Here is a 21,596-nt window from a genome sequence, read left to right as displayed (position 1 = left end):
GCTGTTGGAAGACTAATTGCAGGCTTTCACCAAGGCTGTCACGCTGAGGGTGGCCGTGGCATCGGTCGTGTAGTTGTCGTTGTTCACGCACACGAAGAAGCGGCGCGTTCCGGAAGGCAACGACATTGGCCGGGTTTCCTGAGGGGTATTGGTTTCCATGCGCAGGCAGGAATTGGGAATGGTTATCGAGCCTTTTGTGGCCAGAAACTGCTGCACCGCTGCCGGATTCGTGGTGATGTACCAGTGACATTTGGTGGACGTCGTGGGCGGCTTGGTGTCCTGCTTCGATAAGGAGGAAGCAGCCATGGACAACAGGGCCACCGTACCGGTGGCCGGATTGCTCAAAGCCGCGGCCATGCTCAAGGCCGTGGACCAGGAAGCGGGCTGGTGGCCGTCACGGATGTCGAGCTTGTACACGATGCCTACCGTGCCCTCGGGTACGTCGATTTCAAACACTTTCCGGCTCAGGTGCATGCAGTTGCTGCAGTGAATCTCCGCGCTGCTGAGCGGCAGGGCATCCTCCACGGCGTATGTGCATTTGATTTCGCGGCCGTCGTCGTGCCAGCTGCGAAAGTCGGATTGCTGGGCGCCGTTGACGTACGTGCCCCGAAAGCTCAGCTTTCCGTTCTCGTGCCAGCCCGTGCACAGCCCTGAAGGCACGTCGGGGTGCTCTTTAACCATCTTGCCTTCCCACTGCTTTTGCCAGGAAGGGTAGAAATAGTCGCGCACCGTGCCCACGGTTTTACCAGCCGCGTCGTGGCGGGCAATACGGGCGTAGGCCACTTCCTCCAACGTTTCGGTGCGCTCCCAGTCCCGGTCGAAGTAGACGGTATCGGCTGGAGGAAGCGTTACCGCGGCCGGCTTGGGACGCTGGGCCAGCGCGGTAACAGTACTAATAAGGAGTAGGAACTGCAGAAAGTAAAGTTTTACCATACAGAGTAAGCCAGCGGAAAAGACAGAGTAGCGGTTGGTAAATGTACTGACAAGTCGCTTTGTGTCTAATTCTCACATGGGGCTACATGAATGGGTAGGCAGCAAGTTGGGACGTCGTACTTGTTACTTAAGATGCCAAAGTTCTCGCGCAACGCTGAGCCAACTCTTTTTTCGATAAGGTATGATAAGTCTTAGTTATCATACCTTATTCACTACTTTTGAGAACCGCCCATTTTTCGCGTTTTCACTCCTTATATATAGGCTGCCGTGAGTTCCGTTCCTACTGTTACCACTTCGCACACCTCCGCCGGTCTGGCGCACCTGACCGAGCACACAACTCGGTATGTTGAGGCTGGCTTGCAAGGCGCGCCCAACACGGCCCGGGCGTACGCCGGCGATTGGCGCCGCTTCACCGAGTGGTGCACCACGCACGGACAGGTCGCGCTGCCGGCTTCGGTGGAGACGCTCGCGGGCTTTGTGACCCACCTGGCCGAAACCGGCAAAAAAGTGTCGACTATTCAGCGCAGCTGCGCGGCTATTAGCAAGGCCCACGCGCTTCGCGACCTGGCCTCGCCCACGGACGACAAGAAGTTCAAGGTGCTGATGGAAGGCATCAGCCGATTGAAAGGCGTAAGGCAAAAGCAGGCCCCGGCGTTTTCGCTGGCCAGCTTCAAGCGCACCCTCAAGCACCTCGATGCCAGCACGCCGGCGGGCTTGCGCGATAAGGTCATTTTGCTGCTGGGCTTTACAGGGGCATTCCGCCGGTCTGAGTTGTCGGCGCTGGACTTGGATGACTTGACGTTTTCCGAGGAAGGGCTCACCATCAACTTAAAGCGCAGCAAGACCAACCAGTTGGGTCAAGCGGAGGAAAAGGCCATTTTTTATTCGCCGGACCCCGCCCTTTGCCCCATTCGCACGCTGCAGGCTTGGTTACGACTACTGGAGCGCACGTCGGGCCCCATTCTTGTCTCGTTCCGCAAGGGCAGCCGACTCACGGACCGGCGGCTGACCGATGTGCACCTCAACAAAATTGTGCAGCGGCACCTGGGCCCGAAGTTTACGGCCCACTCGCTGCGGGCCTCGTTCGTGACGGTGGCCAAGCTCAACGGCGCCGACGACAGCGAGGTGATGAACCAGACGAAGCACAAGACTAGCGAAATGATTCGTCGTTACACTCGTCTTGATAATGTACGGCAACATAATGCAGCACAAAAATTAGGCTTGTAACAAGTTAAAGGCCCATATAATATAAATTCAGGGATTCAAGAATTCAGCTTCATTTTCGCCCTGCTGTTGCTATTTGCCACGCTTGCTCTAAGTCTTTCAACACGGCCCGCATAGGTTCTGGCAATAGCATGAATTTAAGACTTATAAACTGTTTTAGCAGCGTTAGGATGCTTTGGTTTAGCGGCAGGTAGGTGAAGCAAGCCGTGAGAATGGTAGTTGCAGCCCTGCTTTTATGAGCAGGCAATAGGCTACCCATTAAATATATCTCTCGTAGCACGACAATCATATCGGCCATCGAGCTTGGTTCGCTCAGCATTTGCCGCGGAAGACACTTCAAGCACTGCAACGCCCTGCCGGTAAATTGCCCACCCGCCACTTTGAGTTCCTGTAGCAGCAGTGTTGAACTAATCGTAAGGCCGAGGTAGTGAAAATCAAGTAGCTTGGGCTGAATGACAGTCTCAAACTCCTCTGGGTACAGAGCCAGAAGAAAGGCCTCTGTGCTGATGGTGTTGCCGGGCCGTAAGGATAGCTGCAGAAAAGTCGAGTCATCCGATACTAGCATCGTATCGGGTACGGCAGCCAAAAAGGCAGTATCTACCATGTACTGAGTGTGCTCTTCGTGCGCGCCTTCCCGCAAGGACGCCTGCCGAAGGGCATCGAGCTTCTCGGCCACGATACGCGTTGTGCAGTGGGTTTCAATCCATGCCAATAGCTCCGTGAGGTAAGTGATGTGACGTTCATGCATTTCGGGCGGGTAGAAGTGCGGCCGCACGATATCGCCAATGATTTCGACCGTCATTTCAACTGGCTGCGAGCGGCGCATTTCCTGTAGCTTTTGCTCCAGAAGCTCTACCACATGCAGGGAGATGCCCAGCTTAGTCTTGGGCATTATTCCTAGCTGTTTGCTCATCCGGTGCAGTAACGGCAGGGAAGTCCAATCCAGAATGAACAGGTTGTCAGGATTTATGACTACATCCGCGAATAAACTGCGCGGGGACACTACCAACCCTGGCACATCGGGCTGGCTCTGCTCGGTAAGCACTTGGTACGCTTCGAGGCAATTACCGTGGAAAACAGCTACCACTAGGGCGGAGAATGTGGTTTGACCACTCGCATATTCAGCAAAGAGTTGCCGGTTCTGTACCTGTCGAGCGGCGCCCTCGGCGCCCATGGCGCTACTTAAGGCGGCGTGCAGTTGCTCGATTTTGCCATTGCCAAACTCGATTTGCTCAAAGGGCAATTCGGGGTCCCCAGCTTTTACATCGTCCAGAATATCTCTGAAAAGCCCCGCGTAGAGGTCGGTAATTTCCAGCAGCTCTATTGTCAGGTCGCGGCCCGTAGTGGGATGCGACATTACGTATTTTTTGCCTTTTTCTTTGTCTACCAACTCTTTTGCCCAGACACTTAGGCCTCCGTCCATCGTTTCTTGCGTTAGAGCGATGCGCCGCTGAGGTTTACCGTTGACCGTGTAATGCACGACCGTATTGAGGGCTGCACGGTCGTAATCGGGGGGCGGCGGGCTGTTGCGAGGTTGGTTTAGCGCGAACTGGATATACTTGCCGCGCGCAACCATGTCGTCGCGCCTGCTGGCGTGAGGGTACAGCAATTGCTGCGCCCAATCCAGGTGGCCGATGTGAGCGGCCATTGATGCCACGTTGAATAGGTGCTTCCGGCGTAGCATCGCTGGATTTTGCAGGATATCTTCCAACTCGGTCTGAAGCTCACCGCTGCGCTTCGACTTATACAGCGCCAGTAGCTTGGCCCACCGCAGGCCCGAGGCGTCGGTGACGTGGCCCGTAGCGGCCTCCACTACTTCCAAGATGCGCGGCCAGTCGTGCAGCATTTCTGCCAGCTGGATTTCCCAGTTGCAGAACTCCGTGAAGATGCCGTAGCGCAACCGCCAGGCACGAAGCTCTTCGCGCAACGCGGCACTATCACTACGCCGGTGATACTGGTTGGTTAGCCGGAGCCACTCGGCTCCTTGCTCTAAGCTCTGCGGATAGCCTGGCCACCCTTCTAGCACAGCAGCTGTCGCTTCATAGTCTTTAAGTTCGTGATATAAATTGGCCAAGGCTTGCCTGTACACCGTGTCTGTATCAGCACGAAGCAAAGCATTGGCTTCGTCGACCAGTCGCCTCACTTCTTCTTGTTGGTCTGGGTCGGCTACCAGCGCCTGGGCTTGCAGTACCAACGCAGGAAGCCCAGAGGGGACCTGTTGCCGTTGGATGCACTTCTCTACAAACGCCAGTCGGTCAGCCACTGAGTCGCAGTGTTCCAGGTAAATCAGCGCCCTAAAAAACACAAAATCATCTAGGTGCTCTATTTCGTCCAGGTGTTTGCCTAGTGCGGCGCGGGCTTCCTCCTTTGGCCGTTTCAGCTGTCGTAGCGTGTAATAGCGCAGGAACCCTACTTCAGGTATTGCTCGGGTGTCGAGCATGGCGATTATTTCCAGAACGGCTTCGTATTCCTTAGCTTGGTAGAGGGCAAAAACCAACTGATTGGCATAGCGCTGACGCTCTTCTACCGGTAAGCTGGGAAAGCGACGACGTAGCTCGTCGTATTCCGAAATGTCAGCCAAGAGTAGCCAGCCCGCTACTCCCCGCACGAAATGGTAGTGCGTCAGCACAGGCGACTTTTCAGTAGGCTGTAGCAGGTCGGTGTATTGCTGCAATACTTTATGGGCGGCCCGCATATCAGCGTTGTCCAGAAGCGATGGGCCGTCATTTAACACGATGACTGGCGACATTTGTCGCAGTCCTCTCTCAATGACAAACAGGGCCAGGGTAGCCTGAAAACGGCGGTTTTCGGGGGTGAGGTGGGTACTGGGTTGGTAAGACCGTAAATCTTTCTCCAGTAGCCGGCTTGCCACCACCGCACCGCTGGCCGTGCCGTCAACCAGCAGCGACAGGGCCATCAGTTTAAACCGCTCATCTTGCGCAATAAACTCGGGCACTGCCCGTAGATTCTGGTCGAATTCATCTGGCTTGCCCAAGGCTAGTCGGACAGCAGCAGTTGGGGCATTAAATGGGTCGAGACGCTCAATTGTCTCTAGGACAGCTTGCGCTGCCGACAGCTGTTTTTGATTAACGTAGGCCCGCGCAGCTTCTTCCGTATAAGGAAGATTGTCGGGTTGCAGCAGGTAGGCCCGTACCATGAATCGGTCACCCAGCGCTATTTCGCCCATCTCCTGATGGGTGCGACCCAGCAAAAAATAGAGCCTAGCCATTAGCGCGTGCTCACCAGATAGGTAGCGGGTTATGACCCGTTCTAGGTTGTGCAGTTGGCGTTGGGCTGTCACGGGTTTGTAAGCAGCCAAATCGCGCTCAATGGCATCAAGCACGGCACTTACCAGCCCAATGCTTTGGGCATCGTGGCGGGCAAGTAGTTCGGTCGTTTGAGCCAGCACCTCCTGTAGCTGCCCTTGGGCCGACAGGGCAAAATGCACTGTAATGGCTTTGTAATTTTCTTCGAGAAAACGCTTTTCCAGCTCCCTGTCGGCTTTCATGGCGGCACGCAATCGGGCCGAAAAATCCGTGAGTTGTTCGACGGTGGGCGGGCGCATATTCGGCAGCGCAGGGAAGTCTTCTGGCTTAAGCGGAGAATCCTGCTCGAATAGCTCGTAAGTTAAAGCAGTCTCCCAGAGGAAAGCGGATTGGAAAAAGTAGAATTGTCGGTCATCTATCGCTGTGCTGTACTCCGTACGGTACTCGGCCAGCAGCTGCTCGATAATGGCCGCCAGCCGATTTTTATAGGTAGGCTTGGTCGTGACCAAGTTTTTGACATAATCCGTAACCCGCTTACCCGCTTCTTTTTGAGCTAACGAAATCGGGTTCAACCCTATTGAATCGAGAAAACTCCATGCTGACGTGACGATAACGGCTGTAGTTACTGTTTCCATGCGTTGAATATGCTTTACTTGCCAACTAAGTTAGCATAAACTGAGTGCTCCTCGACTTAAAGAGCCACATCAGGATGCCCAAACACTAGAGATATTAGCAGCTACTCCGCCCTTCTACAACCTTCGATACCTTTCACTCTGATGTCTTATGCCCAACCATAGTAGCGTTACTTCCACCGGAGGCCTGGGCACCAATTTTGAACAGTACATTCAGGCGGCATTTTTGGTAGGCTTGCTGACGGGCGGAGCAACACCATGCATCCCTGATGCGCGCATAACGAAGCTGAATTTTCAAACTACTGATTTGGGGTACGCTACGGACGACTTGCTGGTAACGGCACAGTCGGAAACGGGCCAGCAACACCGATTGCTGCTTCAAATCAAGCACAACCTGACTTTTAGTGCTGGCAACGAGTCATTTGAAAAAGTCCTGAAGCAGTTTTGGGAGGATTATCAGGCCGCAGGCCTATTTGACTCCAGTTATGACCGATTGGTCATTGTAAAGAGCAATCTGACTAAGGATGAGCACAATCACATTAAGATTGTGCTGAACTGGGCACGGTTCAATTCTTCTAGTGCGGCTTTCTTCCAAGAGGTCGGCTTATCGCAACAGAAGCAAACCCGAATCGAGGTATTTCGCACCGTGCTTGCCAAGGTTAATAACCGGGTAATCAGCGATGATGAATTGTGGCGCTTTTTGCGCTGTGTGGAGTTGCTAGATTATGACTTGAAATCGACCGGTAGCGTGGACGAAGCTTTTTTGCTGCAGCTCATCAACTTGGCAAATCCCAACCCGGACACGATTACACCCTTGGCCATTTGGCGGGAAGCGGTGGAAGAAGCCGAGCAGCTGGACAATAACGGCGGTGGGGTTGATATCGCCGCCCTCCCAGTTCGTCCCCTTTATGGCCGATTCGCGTCGACGCGGCTGCGGCCGGTCCGGCAAGCGGTGCAGCGGCTGACCGCTAACAGCCGGGTTCTGACTGGCGCATTCAGAAATGCCGTGGACGGCGTCACTCTCCCCCGGCATGAAGGGAAAACAACGATACTACAGGCGCTGGAGCAAAGCCAGGTAGTCTTGGTGACTGGGGGAGCTGGCGTCGGCAAATCAGCGCTGGTGCGAGACGTATTAGCCGAATACGTTTCGGGCAGTGGCTACTGGGCATTTAGGGCGGAACAATTCAACTTACCTACCCTGGTTCAATTCTTTACTCAACAGGGAATTCAGGAAGAGCTACCCAGCCTGCTTGCTTGCTGGGCCCTGCTCCCACAAAAGGTACTCTACATTGACAGCGCTGAAAAGCTATTGGAAGGCCCAGCTGACGATGCTTTTCACCAACTGCTCGCGCTAGTGAAAGACTTCAGCGATGTCAAGCTGGTTCTGACGGCCCGCCAATACGCCGTGGAACTGCTCATCAACCGCTACCGACTGGAGAAAAGCAGTTGCGTCACCGTACCGCAACTCTCGGACGAGGAACTGACCAGCCTGAGCACGCAGGCGCCGAAGCTTCCGCAACTGCTGGGCAATGAAAAGCTCCGCGAGCTGCTGCGCAGCTTGAAGTACCTGGATTTGGCCGTTGCGCTATCGCGCAAAACGCTCGATGATTTGTCGGCGGCTTCTCTGATAGAGTTTAAAGCCCAACTGTGGGAATACGTGGTTGAAGATGCACGCAACCAGCAGGATGTGACCCTGCCCCGCAAGCGCGGGCGAGCATTCCAAGCCATTGTGCTACGGCGGGCGCAGCGGCTGGCCATGTCCGTGGGAGCCGAAGACCAGGACGAAGCAGCGTTGCAGGCATTGGTGCGCGACGATTTGCTGTTTCAGGTACAGAACACGCGGGAAAGAGGGTTTTCGCCTACACACGACGTGCTGGAGGACTTAGCCTTGGTGAGGTTTATTCATGGCGAATGGCGACCGGAGCAGGGAGTGGCGATTTTTTTTGCGGCCATTGGCAGCAGCCCGGCCCTGCGCCGGGGCTTTCGCCTGTGGGTGGAGGAAATGGTAACGGAAGACGTAGCGAGCGTACTGCCCCTGCTCAGCCAAGTGCTCAGCGAGTCTTCGACCGAAAAATACTGGCTTGATGAGACCCTGGTCGCCGTCTTTCGCTCGTCAAATTCCCAGGTCTTTTTTGACCAGTTTGAGCGCGAGTTGCTCAGTGGAGAGGCCCGACTGCTGGGCCGCTGCCTGCGCCTGCTTCACACCGCCTGCATTCAGCGCACCTACTTGGCATCGAAAGCCACCGGACTCGTGGCTCCCATCGGGTCGGGGTGGGCCGCTGCGCTGGGCTTCTGCGCCCGGCACCTGGACCAAGTGGAGCACTGCCCCTTCGACACGGTGCAACTGCTGCGTAGCTGGAAGGCGGCAATAGGCATGCCGCAGGACGAGCTGCCGGCGGGTGCCCCGGCGGCAGCCAGCATCGTGTTTTACCTCTTTGAGCAGCTTGAGCAAGGCCATAATCTCTGGCGAATAGCCGCGGATGGTGACAGCCTCGACGGCTTGGTAACACTAGCTTTCGAAGTGGCAGAATTAGCTGCCGACCAGCTGCGGGGACTCCTGCAACGCGCCATTACGCCCGAAACCGACGCCGATGGCCACCGGCGGACCAACCTGCACGAGAAGCTGGTGTCCCGCTGCTTGTCGGGAATGGCGACGGCGCAGGTATGCCGCTACCTACCCGAAGTAGTGGTAGAAGTATTAAACCATGAGTGGCGCGCCCGGCCCCGCCAAACGCAACCTGACCACTACTTTTCCTTTCAGGAGCCACTCAACCGCGAAGAGCAGTACGGTATTGCGTCAGGGCTTTCGCTGGATTCTGCAAGTATCTTCAATACGCCCGTGTGGAACCTGCTCCAGTACCGGGCAGAGGTCGGCATTCCGTTCGTGGTGGACTTGGTAAACTACTGTACTCAGGCGTATCGGCAGAACCGAGGCCAGGATGAGGCATTGACAACACACACTTTCACCACTACTAACGGCACCCTGCTCACCCAGTATGGAAGCCATACGCTCTGGGACGCCTACCGGGGGCGGGGGTATGTGCCGGCAGTTCTAGCCTCCGTTCTGATGAGCGTGGAGAAATTCTTTCTGGAATCAGCACCGGGGGAGCAGTTAAATCATTGGTTTGAGTATGTGCTGACCCGCTCCGAATCGGTGGCCCTGACGGGAGTGCTAGCCAGCGCAGCCATGGCCCGACCCGAAGAATTTGAAGGCCGCTGGGTACCGCTGCTTTCCGTACAGGAATTCATCGAGTGGGATGCCAGCCGTGCCCATGCTGAGTACATGTCCAGTTTCGGTTTCGGCGATACCGACAACCACTTGGCCCGCTGGGAAAGGGCCGAGTCCAACAAGCTCCCGCACCGACAGGGTTACTTTAATGGGCTGGGAAGCTTCGTGGCGCACTATCTGGCTCACCAGGGGGAACACAGTGCCCAAATTTTAGCCATTCTTGACCTGCACCAAGCGGCCGTTACTGACGCGACAAACCTTTTCTGGCGCAAGCAGCTCAACGAAATGGACTTGCGCACTTGGCAGGTGACCATCGACAAAGAGCAGAACCTGGCCACTATGCAGCCGGCCTATGATGCCCCGGTGCAAACCATGCTCACGGAGCATGAGCCTTATGCCGCGGCGCAAAGTCAACAGCTGCGCATGGCCGCCCAGATTGGGGATTTTCTGGATGGCAAGCCGAATGCCGCGTGGGAAGTTGATACTTGGCTTCAAATTAACGCCGAATACACCCGCCCTGGTCGAAAAGCCAGCGACCGCAACCGCCTGGTGGGGTTAGCTATGCTCGGGCTGACGCACTTTAGCGATAGCCTCGACGTTGACCAAACCAACTGGTGCTGGAACACGCTCCGCTCTTGCCTGGAGTTCAAGCTGGCAACCATGAATGACCACGAAATGAACGTGGTGTTTGATGAGCGTAACAACCTGTTTGATGAAGAGCATTTGTTTCAGTGCTTTTCGCTTCTGTATGGGTTTGCCCCCGACGAAACGGCAGAGCAATCGGCCCTGCTGCTATTGCTGCGCACGATAACCGCACCACTGTACGAGCACAAGCAGAAGTATCTCTTCTCTCACTTGCGAGGGGTTTTCTTCACCAAATACCCCGAGCTTCTGCCTACCATATGGGCCATTGTGGTTGAGCAGGCCCGGCAGGTCGCCACGGTGCGGGCGGCCGACAACTACCACCATATCAGCCGTGCTGACTCCGAAGCGGCCAAACTTGCCTCACTGACGACCTTGCTTGCGGGCCCAATACCAGCGGCAGCCATCGACCAGCTCTGCCCCCCTGCCTACGACCCTGAACTGCTGGTACGCGCCTTACTGCTAATTCCGCCGGCGACGAGCGTGCCCCTTCTTACTAGCTATTTCTTGCAGATGACGCACCTGCTGGTCGCAGACCTGAGCCTGCCGAAGCATCCCAGCTATTCCCGCGACCGGGACGAGGAGCGGAAATTTGGCATCAGCCAGCTGTTCAGTATCCGTACGGCTGTGGGTCAGATTATGCTTTTTAACGATACTGACTTGGCGAAAAGCCTACTGGAAACATTACTGCGTGGCTTAAATCAGCAACCAGTCGGGCGCTTCTCCACTGCGGATGAGTTTCTGGATTTTGTTAAAAATATTTTAACTCGCGTCATCATTGAGTTGGATTTGCTGGGGTCAACGTCAGCCAACGCCACCGAGCAAGCGAACAGAACGCAGCACTTCTGGCAGCTCTGGGAGCATCTCCTTTCGCTGTTGATTACCCCAGCGACGCTACCCCTCGCTCCTTTGGCCCTGCTGGATATTCAGTGGGAGCCGACGTTCACGCACTGGCAACCGTTTGAAACGGGCCAGACCTACTACCAGCGCGCAGTCCAACAATTTGGGCCCACTCACCTGCGCTCCTGGCTTAAAGTGCTGGCAACGGTGGGCAATAAAACAATGCTTCCTCAGGCGCTGCCGTCGTTGGTTGAGATATGCAGAAATCACCCCGAGCAAGTGGCCGCCTTATATCATCCGGGAGTAGCAGGCCTCTTCGTTGAGCGATTATTCCAGTATCACATGCGGGCCATCCAGCAACGGGATTACTACCTGACAAGCTTTATGTGGGTGCTAGATACAATGGTGAATTTTGGCTCCTCAACCGCTTACCTCGTGCGGGAGGATGCTGTTACTTTCAAAGGTAATTGAGTATGTTCTTAAATTGCTGAAGGAATTGAAGTCAAGAAAATACCTTGGTGGGACCTTGTGTAGCACTCAATAATCTGCTGCTAGGTGGTGTTATCCCGCATTCTGGCTTATAAAATCTATTACTTCACAAACAGGTAAGCTCGACCATAGTCGATGTGAGGGGCTAGAAAATAGATTTTATAAGCACTCATAGGACCTGCAAAAGGGGAAATGGTGCTTCTAGTGGCCTTATTAGCTACTTTTGAGATACTGTTTTAGGAGTTCGGAGCTTTTGCTTAGGCTTATAAAAACTATTAATAAGCCTTCTGGTTGCTCTAGAGGCTTGTTAGAGAAGTCCTTTATAGTAGAAAAAGGTAAAAAATTCTTTAAAAAGTGCAATCCCATTTTGTGCTTATTTAGACTCCCTTTTTTGTTGTTTTCGTTCGGGTATCGGCCTAAATCACCACTTTAAAAGCTTTTGTACTCCAGCTTCAACAAGCTTGTGAGTATTTTAAGTATTTAAGGTATTTGCAGGGGCCACAACTTTTTGTATCACAGCAACTTAAGCCGCTTCAGTAATAGGTTTTATAAGCGAGCTAATAGGTTTTATAAGCCAAGTAATAGGTCTCATAAGCGGACTAATAGGTTTTATAAGTCCAGCTAATAGCTTTCATAAGCTGATTAATAGAGCGTCCTTGCATAAGCTATTAATTCGCTGTCTGGGCCCAACTAATAGATTTTATAAGTCACTTCGGGTGCGGCCCCAGGAGCAGCCCGAAGCTGACGGCCCTGAACTAATAGGTTTTATAAGCCGAACTAATAGCTTTTATAAGTCTCGCGGAAAGCTCGCGCCCGGCTAACTAATAGCTTTCATAAGTCTAACTAATAGCTTTTATAAGCCGCCTTGGCCCTGCGCCAGTTCCTTGCTCATAGATTCAGGATTTGGCTCTATTAGTTTCCGATTTAAGCCGTATGTTTGCTTTGTATCACCCCAGTAGCTGCGTATGGCCGCGCCCGAATCCACCGTTCCGATTGAAATCCGGCAGCACAACGCGCTGACGACGGCCCGCTACGAGATGAGCGCCTGCGAGATGGACATCGTCTTTTCGCTGCTCTCCAAGCTCACCAAGCAGGATAAGGCCGGCACCATCTACGAAATCCGGGTGCAGGAGCTCATGGAGATGACCGGCCGCACCTGGAACTACAAGCAGCTGCTCGAATCCACCGAGAACCTCAACAGCCGCGTCTACCACATCGAGAACGGCAAGACCCTGTTGCAGGTGAGTCTGCTGGCCTCGGCGCTGTACCGCAAGGGCGAGGGCACCATTGAGCTGGAGATATCCGAGCGCATGCGGCCTTTCCTGATTGACCTGAAAAGCAACTTCACGTCCTACCGCTTGCAGGCCGCCTTCAGCTTGAGCAGCAAGTACGCCAAGCGCATCTACCAGCTGGCCTCGCAGTGGAAGGACATCGGGGAAACCAAGACCTACTCGCTGGACGAGTTCAAGGGCATGCTCAAGCTCAAGGACCCGGCCGGCAAGGAGCCCGAGCAGTACTCCCAGATTTCGGCCCTGCAGAAGTACGTGCTCGACGTGGCCACGAATCAAATCAACGAGCACACCGACCTGCGCATCAAGTACGAGCTCCTGAAAAAGGGCCGCTCCTACCAGAGCATCAAGTTCTACGTCAACACCCAGGTACCCCAGCAGCTGCCCATCCCCTTCGAGCTGGAAGCCGACGACGCCAAGGTGCAGCTGGCCCGCAAGCACCTTGAAACCTTAGGCATCGCCGAGCCCAAGCTGGTGCAGGACATTCTGCAGTCGTCCAAGCACGTGGATGCGCTGTTTGCCTTCATCTACAAGCTGAAAACCGATAAAATCAAGGCCACCAAGAACCCGGGCGGCCTGTTTTTGAAAATGCAGGGGCTGCGCTAACCTATATATTACTTAAGTGGGGAAAGGGCCCCTTCGTGCCTGCGGCTTATCGGCTGCGGAAACGAAGGGCCCCTGCATGTTGCTGGTTTGCCAAATGCTGTTGGAGTAGCAGCCGATTCTTCCCCTTGCGGATATGCTCGCCAAGCCCTCTACGGAGGAATTGCTAGCGTCTGGCCAAGCAAGGAGCCTACGCTACCGGTCTTGTTGCTCCTCCAAAGACCGGCCCAACGAGTTCCGAAAGCCTGAGTGAACACTCTTAAGGCTAATCAGTATTAAGGCGTACTAAAAATATTTTTAGATTGGTCTAAATTTCGTTCTTTTGCCTAAACTTATCCTTGCTCCTATGCGGCTGCACACGTACGTAACAGGACCGGGACTGCGCCGCAGCGCGGTGGCCGCAGCGGCGCTGGGGTTCATGCTAGCCTCGTGCGAGCTGATTTTTCCCGCTGCCCCAGCCGACGACGCCGTGCTGGACGGCCCCGTAGCAGGCCTTACGCCCGAGCAGCACGCGCAGTTTCTGCGCGGAGACGTAGCCTTCAACGACGAGGTATTCACCTCCCGCACGGGCCTGGGGCCGGTCTTCGTAGCCGCGAGCTGCGGCAGCTGCCACGCCGGCGACGGCAAGGGCCACCCGTCAACCACGCTCACGCGTTTCGGACAGGTGGACAGCACCGGCAACTTGTTTCTGGCCCGCGGCGGCCCGCAGCTGCAGCACCGGGCCTTGCCGGGCTTTCAGCCTGAGCAGCTGCCGGCCGGGGTGGCGCACAGCCGCTTTACCCCCCCGGCCAACACGGGCCTGGGCTTTCTGGACGCGGTGCCAGACCAAACCCTGCTGGCCCTGGCCGACCCGCAGGACGCGGACGGCGACGGCATCAGCGGCCGGCCCAACTGGATTCAGGCCCCGGGCTACGTCACCGAGCGCCCCGTCACCCGCACCCGGGGCGGGCGGCACCTCGGGCGCTTCGGCAAAAAAGCGGCTGCCTACGACTTGCTGCACCAAACGGCCACGGCCTACAACCAGGACATGGGCATCGTCTCCAGCTACGAAGCCCGGGACGCCCACAGCGGCCAGCTGGCGGATCCCGAAGTCAGCAACCAAACCGTGCTGGACGTGGTGGCCTACCTGAAACTGCTCAAAACGCCCGTGCAGCGCGAACCGCGCCACCCGGACGTGCTGGCCGGCCAGCAGCTGTTTCTGCGCATCGGCTGCGGCAAGTGCCACACCCCGGAGCTAACCACAGGCGCGTCGCCCGTTGCGGCCTTGGCCCACCAAACGGTGCGCCCCTACACGGACCTGCTGCTGCACGACATGGGCCCGGGCCTCAACGACGGCTACACCGAAGGCACCGCCGCCCCGGCCGAGTGGCGCACCCCGGCGCTGTGGGGCCTGGGGCTGTCGCCCAATTCGCAGGGCGGCAGCTACTTTCTGCTCCACGACGGGCGCGCCCGCAGCTTCGAAGAAGCCATTCGCCAGCACGGCGGGGAAGGACAAGCCAGCCGCCAGCAGTTTGAGGGGCTGTCCGCCGAGCAGCAGCGGCAGCTGGTGCGTTTTCTCCAGAGCCTGTAACCCCTACCCCATGGACCGACGTGAATTCGTGCGCCGCGGCTGCGCCGCCTGCGCGGGCGTCACCCTGCTCGCCCCGCTGTTGCAGGGCTGCGCCGCGACCCGCTACGCCACCGGCACGCTCCACCGGGACGGGCTGTTGCTCGACGCCAGCGAGTTTCTGGCCCCGGACGGCACGCTGCGCCCCTACGTGGTAGTGCGCCACGAAGCGCTGCACTTCCCCATCTGCGTGTTCCGCTTCAGCGACGCGGACTACGCGGCCCTGTGGATGCAGTGCGCCCACCTCGGGGCCGAGCTGCAGGTCAGCGGGCAGGCGCTGCAGTGCCCGGCCCACGGCAGCGAATACGACAACCGCGGGGTAGTCACCAACGGCCCGGCCGACCAAAACCTGCGGCGCTTCCCGGTGCAGGTCGCGGCCCACCGCCTCTTCATCGACCTGCGCGCCACCTCATGAAGCACCTTTTCGCCCTTTTGCTGCTGGCCGGGGCCCTGCCCGCCGCGGCGCAGATCGACCCTGTGCTGCTGCGCCGCGTGCCGCGCGACACGAGCCGGCTGCAGCTGAACATGGACGCGGTCTACAACCGCCCCTTCGCGCAGCCCGGGCGCCTGCCCGTGGCCCTGGGCGGCTACGTGGAGGCCAACTACCAGTACGCCGCCACGGACGGGGTAAGCGAGGGCCACCAGTTCCAGATGCGGCGGCTCACGCTCTTCATCTCCAGCAGCATCGCCCAGCGCATCAAGTTCCTGACCGAAATCGAGTTCGAAGACGGCACCAAGGAAATCAGCCTCGAATTTGCCTCCGTCGATTTCGAGTTCAGCCCCTTGCTCAACGTGCGCGGCGGGGTGGTGATGAACCCCATCGGCGCCTTCAACCAAAACCACGACGGGCCGAAGTGGGAATTCGTGGACCGGCCGGTAGCGGCTACGCAGCTGCTGCCGGCTACCTGGAGCAACGTGGGCGCGGGCCTCTACGGCAAGAAGTTCGGCGAGACCTGGGTGGTCGCCTACGAGGCGTACCTGACCAACGGCTTCGACGACCAGATCATCTCCAACGCGGAAAACCGTACCTTCTTACCAGCCAGCAAGCGCAACCCCGACCGCTTCGAGGAAAGCTTCAACGGGGTGCCCCTGCTGACCACCAAAGCGGCGCTGCGGCACCGGCGCGTGGGCGAAGTAGGGCTCTCGTACATGGGCGGGATCTACAACAAATTCGAGGACGACGGCCTACGGTTGGATAGCCGCCGCGGCGTGCAGGTATGGGCGCTGGATCTGGCAACCACCGTGCCCGGGAGCCGCACCGCGGTGACGGGCGAATGGGCCTGGGTGCGGGTTAACATTCCCGAAGCGTACTCGCCCCAGTACGGCCGGCACCAGGCCGGCGGCTTTGTGGATGTGGTGCAGCCGGTATTGCGCGGCACGCAGCTGGGCTTTGCGAAGGCGGTGCTCAACGCCGCCCTGCGCCTGGAATACGTGGACTGGAACCGCGACCGGTTCGCCGAAACCGGGGGGCGCATCGGCGAGGAAGCGCTGTGCGTGGTGCCCGCCGTGAGCTGGCGCCCGACGGCCCAGACCGTCATCCGCCTCAACTACCGCCGGCAGTGGGACCGGGATTTTTTGGGCAACCCGCCGGCCCGCACGGCCGCGGTGCAGCTGGGATTTTCCTCGTACTTCTAAGCCGAGCCCCGGCCCAAATAAAAGGGCAGGAACGGCGGTTTTCTGTGGGCGGCCCCGGTTCGCGAGCGAGCCCAGCTTCTGAAGCAGGGTGCTGTTTCCTATCCAATAGAGCCCCCTTAGGTATCGGGCCGTTGCAACAGTGGGGAAACTTAATACCTGCCCACAGCTGTTTTTCCAGTACCGTGCCTGCATCCGCGTGGCCCGCCGCCTGACTGGTGCTTCCACATCCCATACCCCGACCGGTCCAGCAAAGAATTGTGTTCTGCGCATATCCTTTCGCCGTCGCCTGCGTATGTTTGCACCACCCCGCCCATAAGCGATGCGCTTTTTCTCCGTCTTTTTTGCGCTGTACCTAGCCATTCTGGCTTGCCTGCCCTGTGCCGACGCGGCGCCGGTGCCGGTGGATGGCGCGCGGAGCTTTGTCAGCGCCGGGGAGCACAAACCGGCGGCCCACGAGCAATTGGATTGGTGCTCGCCCCTGTGCCAGTGCCACTGCTGCTCGGGCACGTCCCTGCCCTCGGCCACGGGAACGGCCCTGCCGCTGCCGGCCGTACCCGTTGCGGCGGCGCAGTGCTTTGCCCGGCTTTTGCCCCCGGCCCCGCAGCAGCGGGCGGGTAGCATCTGGCAACCCCCCCAAGCCTAGTTTCCTGTTCCATCCGGCTCTCGTTAGCCGGGCGCGGGCACGCTGCTGTGTCCGCGCCCGGCTAACGTGTGACGTCCGTGCGCGTCCCCGCCGCGGCCCCGTTGAGCCCGTCTCCGGCGCCCCTTTCCAGGATTTCTAGTCTTACCCCAGCCAGCATGTTTGACCGGCTCATTCATTTTTCCATTCACAACAAACTCATCATCGGGATCCTGACCCTGGCCTTGATTGCCTGGGGCGGCTACTCGTTGAGCCGGCTGCCGATTGACGCGGTGCCCGACATCACCAACAACCAGGTCGTGGTGTACACGGTGGCCCCTTCGCTGGCCGCCGGCGACATCGAGCGGCTGGTTTCCTTTCCTATCGAACAGAGCGTAGCCACCATTCCCGAGCGGAAGGAAGTGCGCTCCTTTTCCCGCTTTGGCCTCTCGGTCGTGACCATCGTCTTCGAGGATGACGTCGATATTTACTGGGCCCGCCAGCAGATAGCCGAGCGCCTGCGCGAGGCGGAGAGCCAAATACCCGCCGGCATCGGCCAGCCGGAACTGGCGCCCGTGAGCACCGGCCTGGGCGAGATTTACCAGTACCTGGTACGCCCCAAGCCCGGCTACGAGAAAAAGTACGACGCCCGGGAGCTGCGCACGATTCAGGACTGGATTGTGCGGCGGCAGTTGCTGGGCACGCCCGGCGTGGCCGACGTGACCTCTTTCGGCGGGCTGCTCAAGCAATACGAAATTGCCCTCGACCCCACGCGCCTGCGTTCGCTAAACGTAACGGTGGATCAGGTTTACCAAGCTGTTTCACGCAACAACCAGAACGCCGGCGGGGCTTACCTCGACCAGAAGCCCACGGCTTACTTCATCCGCACCGAAGGCTTGGCCGAAAACGCCGCCGACCTGGGCAACATCGTGGTGCGCAACACCCAGGGCGGCCTGCCCGTGCTGGTGCGCGACGTGGCCGACGTCCGGCTGGGCTCGGCGGTGCGCTACGGGGCCATGACCCGCAACGACGAGGGCGAAGTCACCGGCGGCATCGTGCTCATGCTCAAGGGCGCCAACGCCAACGAGGTCATCAAAGCCGTCAAGGCGCGCATGGCCACGGTGGAGAAGTCGCTGCCGGAAGGCGTGGCCATCGACGTGTACCTGGAGCGCTCCGACCTGGTGGGCCGCGCCATCAACACGGTCACGACGAACCTCATCGAAGGGGCACTCATCGTCATTTTCGTGCTGGTGCTGTTTTTGGGCAACCTGCGCGCCGGTCTGGTCGTGGCCTCGGTCATTCCGCTGGCCATGCTCTTTGCCATCAGCCTGATGCGGGTGTTTGGCGTCTCAGGCAACCTGCTCTCGCTCGGGGCCATCGACTTCGGGCTGGTCGTGGACGGGGCCGTCATCATCGTGGAAGCCATCGTGCACCGCCTGCACGCCGGGCACGCGCCGGGCCACGCCGCGAACGGCAAGCTGACCCAAGATGAAATGAACGAGGAAACCTACCAGGCAGCTTCGCAGATTCGCTCTTCGGCCGCCTTTGGCGAAATCATCATCCTCATCGTGTACCTGCCCTTGCTGGCGCTGGCCGGCATCGAGGGCAAGATGTTCAAGCCCATGGCCCAGACCGTGGCCTTTGCCATCATCGGCGCCTTCATCCTGAGCTTGACGTACGTGCCGATGATGTCGGCGCTGGCCCTGAGCCGCAACACCAAGCACAAGCGCAACATCTCCGACCGCATGATGAGCTGGCTGGAAGCGCGCTACCGCCCCGTACTGGAGTGGGCCCTGCGCCGCAAAGCGCTGGTGCTCGGCACGGCCGTGGCGCTGTTTGCCGGGTCTCTGCTGCTGTTTCGCACGTTGGGCGGGGAATTTATTCCGCAGCTCTCGGAAGGCGACTTTGCCATTGAGATGCGCACGCTCACCGGCTCGTCGCTGAGCTACACCGTGGACAAAAGCCAGCAGGCCGGCGGCATCCTCAAAAAGCAATTCCCTGAAGTGAAAGAGGTGGTCGCCAAAATCGGGGCCGCCGAAATTCCCACCGACCCCATGCCGGTGGAAGCGGCCGACGTGATGGTGATTCTGGAAAAAGACCAGAGCAAATGGACCTCGGCCAGTAACCGGGAAGAGCTGGCCGAGAAAATGGCCGAGGCCTTGAGCGTCATTCCTGGGGTGACCTTCGGCTTTCAGCAGCCCATCCAGATGCGCTTCAACGAGCTCATCAGCGGCGCCAAGCAGGACGTGGTGCTCAAAATCTACGGCGAGGACCTGCAGCAGCTGGCCCGTTACGCCGAGCAGGCTGCCCGCCTGGTACGGCAAGTAGAAGGGGCCGAAGACGTGTACGTGGAGCAGGTCACCGGCTTGCCCCAAATCGTGGTCAAGCTCGACCGCAACCGCCTGGCCCGCTTCGGGCTGAACGCCGAGGACGTGAACCGCACGGTGCAAACGGCTTTCGCCGGGCAGAGCGCCGGGCAACTCTTCGAACAGGAGCGCCGCTTCGACGTGGTGCTGCGCCTGGCGCCCGAGCTGCGCCAGAACATCACGCAAGTGCGGCAGTTGCTCATCGCTACGCCCAGCGGCGAGCAGGTGCCGCTGGAGCAGGTGGCCACGGTCAGCCTGCAGGAAGGGCCCAACCAGATCCAGCGCGACGACGCGCAGCGCCGCATCACGGTGGCCTTCAACGTGCGCGGCCGCGACGTGGAGAGCGTGGTGCAGGAGCTGCAGGGCAAGGTGGAGCAACAACTCAAGTTCGCCCCGGGCTACTACACCACCTACGGCGGGCAGTTCGAAAACCTGCGCGAGGCCACCCAGCGGCTAAGCATCGCCGTGCCCGTGGCCCTGACACTGATTTTCGTGCTGTTGTTCTTCACGTTCAAGTCCTTGAAGCAGTCCATCCTCATTTTCACGGCCATTCCGCTCTCGGCCATCGGCGGGGTATTGGCCCTCTGGCTGCGCGGCATGCCCTTCAGCATCTCGGCCGGGGTGGGCTTCATTGCCTTATTCGGCGTAGCCGTGCTCAACGGCATCGTGCTCATCGGCTACTTCAACCAGCTCAAGGAAGAAGGCCACACGGACCTTTACCGGCGTATTCTGGAAGGCACGCAGGTGCGCCTGCGGCCGGTGCTGATGACGGCTACCGTGGCCTCGCTGGGCTTTTTACCGATGGCTCTGTCCCAGTCGGCCGGGGCCGAGGTGCAGCGCCCGCTGGCTACCGTCGTCATCGGCGGGCTGGTCACGGCCACGCTGCTGACCCTGCTGGTGCTGCCGGTGCTCTACGCCCTGTCGGAGCGCAAGTCCAAACCAACGGGAGAAGAAAAGCCGCGGCCGACGGCGGCCGTACCCGTTGCGGTGCTGCTGCTCGTGCTGGGTGGTTTGCTCGCCGCGGTACCGGCTCGGGCGCAAGGGCCGCTTACATCCACGCAGGCCGTGGGGCAGGCGCTGCAGGCCAACGGCACGGTGCAGGCCGCCCAACGCTCCCTGGAAGCCCAACAGGCCCTGCGCCGGACTTCCTTTGACGTGGGCCGCACCACGGTGCTGGGCACCTACGGGCAGGTCAACTCCCCGCTTTCGGACAACGTGCTCAGCATCGGCCAGTCGCTGGCCCTGCCGGGCTACTACAAAGCCCAGGCGGGGTTGAGTCAGGCCCAGATTGGGGGCCGGGAGCAGCAGCTGGCCCAGGTACAGGCCGAGCTGCGCCGGCAGGTGCGCCTAAGCTACGAGCGGGCCGTACACGCCCGCCACCGCCTGCGCACGCTGCGCGGGCAGGACAGCATCTACACCGAGTTCCTGCGCGCCGCGCAGCTGCGCTTCAAAGCCGGCGAGGTGGCCCGCCTGGAACCGGCCAACGCTCTGATTCAGCAGGGCGAGACGCAAAACCTGCTCATCCAGGCCCGGGCCGACTACGCCATTGCCCAGCGCCAGCTGCAGGCCTTGCTGCAAACCACGCAGCCCGTCGCCATTGCCGATAGTGTCCTGCGCCTGCTGCCCGCTCCCGGAGCAGCGGTGGACACGGCGGTACTGGCCGCCACGCCCCAGGCCCGGGTACTGCAGCAGCAGATTGCCGAGCGCCGGGCCGAAACCCGCGTGGAGCAGGCCCAGGGGCTGCCGCAAGTGACGATAGGCTACACCAACCAGTCGCTGCGGGGCACCTACGAGGTGGACGGGCAGGCCACGACCTACGGCACCGGCGACCGGTTCCAGAGCGTGCAGGCCGGCGTGGCCATTCCGCTGCTGCGCGGCCCCCAGAAGGCCCGGGTGCAGGCGGCCAAGCTGCAGGAGCAGGTCGCCACGACCACCTACCAGCGCTACCAGGCCGAAGCCGCTGCCCAGCTCGATGAGCTGCGTCTGCGCCTACAGGAGCAGCAGCGCCGGGTGCAGTTTTACGAGCAAACCGGCCTGCCCCAATCGGCTGTCATCGTGCGTCTGAGCCAACTGGCCTATAAAGCCGGGGAAACTACCTACTCCGAGCTGCTGCTCAACCTGGAGCGCGCCCTGAGCGTGCGCACGGCCTACCTCGACGCCGTACTGGCCTACAATCAAACCGCCATCGACCTGGACTACCTGCTGGGCACGGCAGCCCGGTAA

At 59.0% G+C, this 21,596-nt stretch carries 10 protein-coding genes; 8 read left to right on the top strand and 2 right to left on the bottom strand.

Features of this window, described 5'->3' with window-relative positions; all coding sequences use genetic code 11:
- Positions 1 to 12: 12 nt before the first annotated feature.
- Positions 13 to 933 (bottom strand): toxin-antitoxin system YwqK family antitoxin, encoded by a 921-nt coding sequence (locus tag IC231_RS19400; RefSeq protein ID WP_190786134.1) that lies wholly within the window; start codon positions 931 to 933, stop codon positions 13 to 15.
- A gap of 267 nt (positions 934 to 1,200) precedes the next feature.
- On the opposite strand from IC231_RS19400, the gene IC231_RS19395 reads away from it, so the two are divergent.
- Positions 1,201 to 2,160 carry a site-specific integrase gene (locus IC231_RS19395; RefSeq protein WP_211539206.1) on the top strand — a complete coding sequence of 320 codons (960 nt, stop codon included), beginning with the start codon at positions 1,201 to 1,203 and terminating at the stop codon, positions 2,158 to 2,160.
- Positions 2,161 to 2,209: 49 nt separating this feature from the next.
- On the opposite strand, the gene IC231_RS19390 is transcribed toward IC231_RS19395, so the two are convergent.
- Positions 2,210 to 6,058 carry a tetratricopeptide repeat protein gene (locus IC231_RS19390; RefSeq protein WP_190786133.1) on the bottom strand — a complete coding sequence of 1,283 codons (3,849 nt, stop codon included), beginning with the start codon at positions 6,056 to 6,058 and terminating at the stop codon, positions 2,210 to 2,212.
- A 148-nt stretch (positions 6,059 to 6,206) separates the two neighbouring features.
- Here IC231_RS19390 and IC231_RS19385 point away from each other — a divergent pair, with 148 nt between their 5' ends.
- The 7 genes from IC231_RS19385 to IC231_RS19355 all read left to right on the top strand — a co-directional run bounded on the left by IC231_RS19385 (position 6,207) and on the right by IC231_RS19355 (position 21,596).
- Positions 6,207 to 11,237, top strand: coding sequence for a hypothetical protein (locus tag IC231_RS19385; RefSeq protein WP_190786132.1), 5,031 nt, complete (start codon positions 6,207 to 6,209; stop codon positions 11,235 to 11,237).
- 983 nt (positions 11,238 to 12,220) lie between these two features.
- Positions 12,221 to 13,150 carry a replication initiation protein gene (locus IC231_RS19380; protein ID WP_190786131.1) on the top strand — a complete coding sequence of 310 codons (930 nt, stop codon included), beginning with the start codon at positions 12,221 to 12,223 and terminating at the stop codon, positions 13,148 to 13,150.
- Positions 13,151 to 13,493: 343 nt separating this feature from the next.
- Complete coding sequence (locus tag IC231_RS19375; protein ID WP_211539204.1) at positions 13,494 to 14,717, top strand: di-heme oxidoredictase family protein; 1,224 nt, start codon at positions 13,494 to 13,496, stop codon at positions 14,715 to 14,717.
- A gap of 79 nt (positions 14,718 to 14,796) precedes the next feature.
- Positions 14,797 to 15,168, top strand: a complete 372-nt coding sequence (locus IC231_RS19370; protein ID WP_190786130.1) for a QcrA and Rieske domain-containing protein — start codon at positions 14,797 to 14,799, stop codon at positions 15,166 to 15,168.
- Positions 15,165 to 16,388 (top strand): hypothetical protein, encoded by a 1,224-nt coding sequence (locus IC231_RS19365; RefSeq protein WP_190786129.1) that lies wholly within the window; start codon positions 15,165 to 15,167, stop codon positions 16,386 to 16,388. The genes IC231_RS19370 and IC231_RS19365 overlap by 4 nt, the downstream gene beginning before the upstream one ends.
- A 319-nt stretch (positions 16,389 to 16,707) precedes the next feature.
- Positions 16,708 to 17,031 carry a DUF6660 family protein gene (locus IC231_RS19360; protein ID WP_190786128.1) on the top strand — a complete coding sequence of 108 codons (324 nt, stop codon included), beginning with the start codon at positions 16,708 to 16,710 and terminating at the stop codon, positions 17,029 to 17,031.
- A 155-nt stretch (positions 17,032 to 17,186) separates the two neighbouring features.
- Complete coding sequence (locus IC231_RS19355) at positions 17,187 to 21,596, top strand: CusA/CzcA family heavy metal efflux RND transporter (protein WP_190786127.1); 4,410 nt, start codon at positions 17,187 to 17,189, stop codon at positions 21,594 to 21,596.

Origin of the sequence: Hymenobacter duratus (genome assembly GCF_014698995.1) — a bacterium.
GTDB lineage: Bacteria > Bacteroidota > Bacteroidia > Cytophagales > Hymenobacteraceae > Hymenobacter > Hymenobacter duratus.
This window is presented reverse-complemented; position numbering and strand designations above follow the sequence as displayed.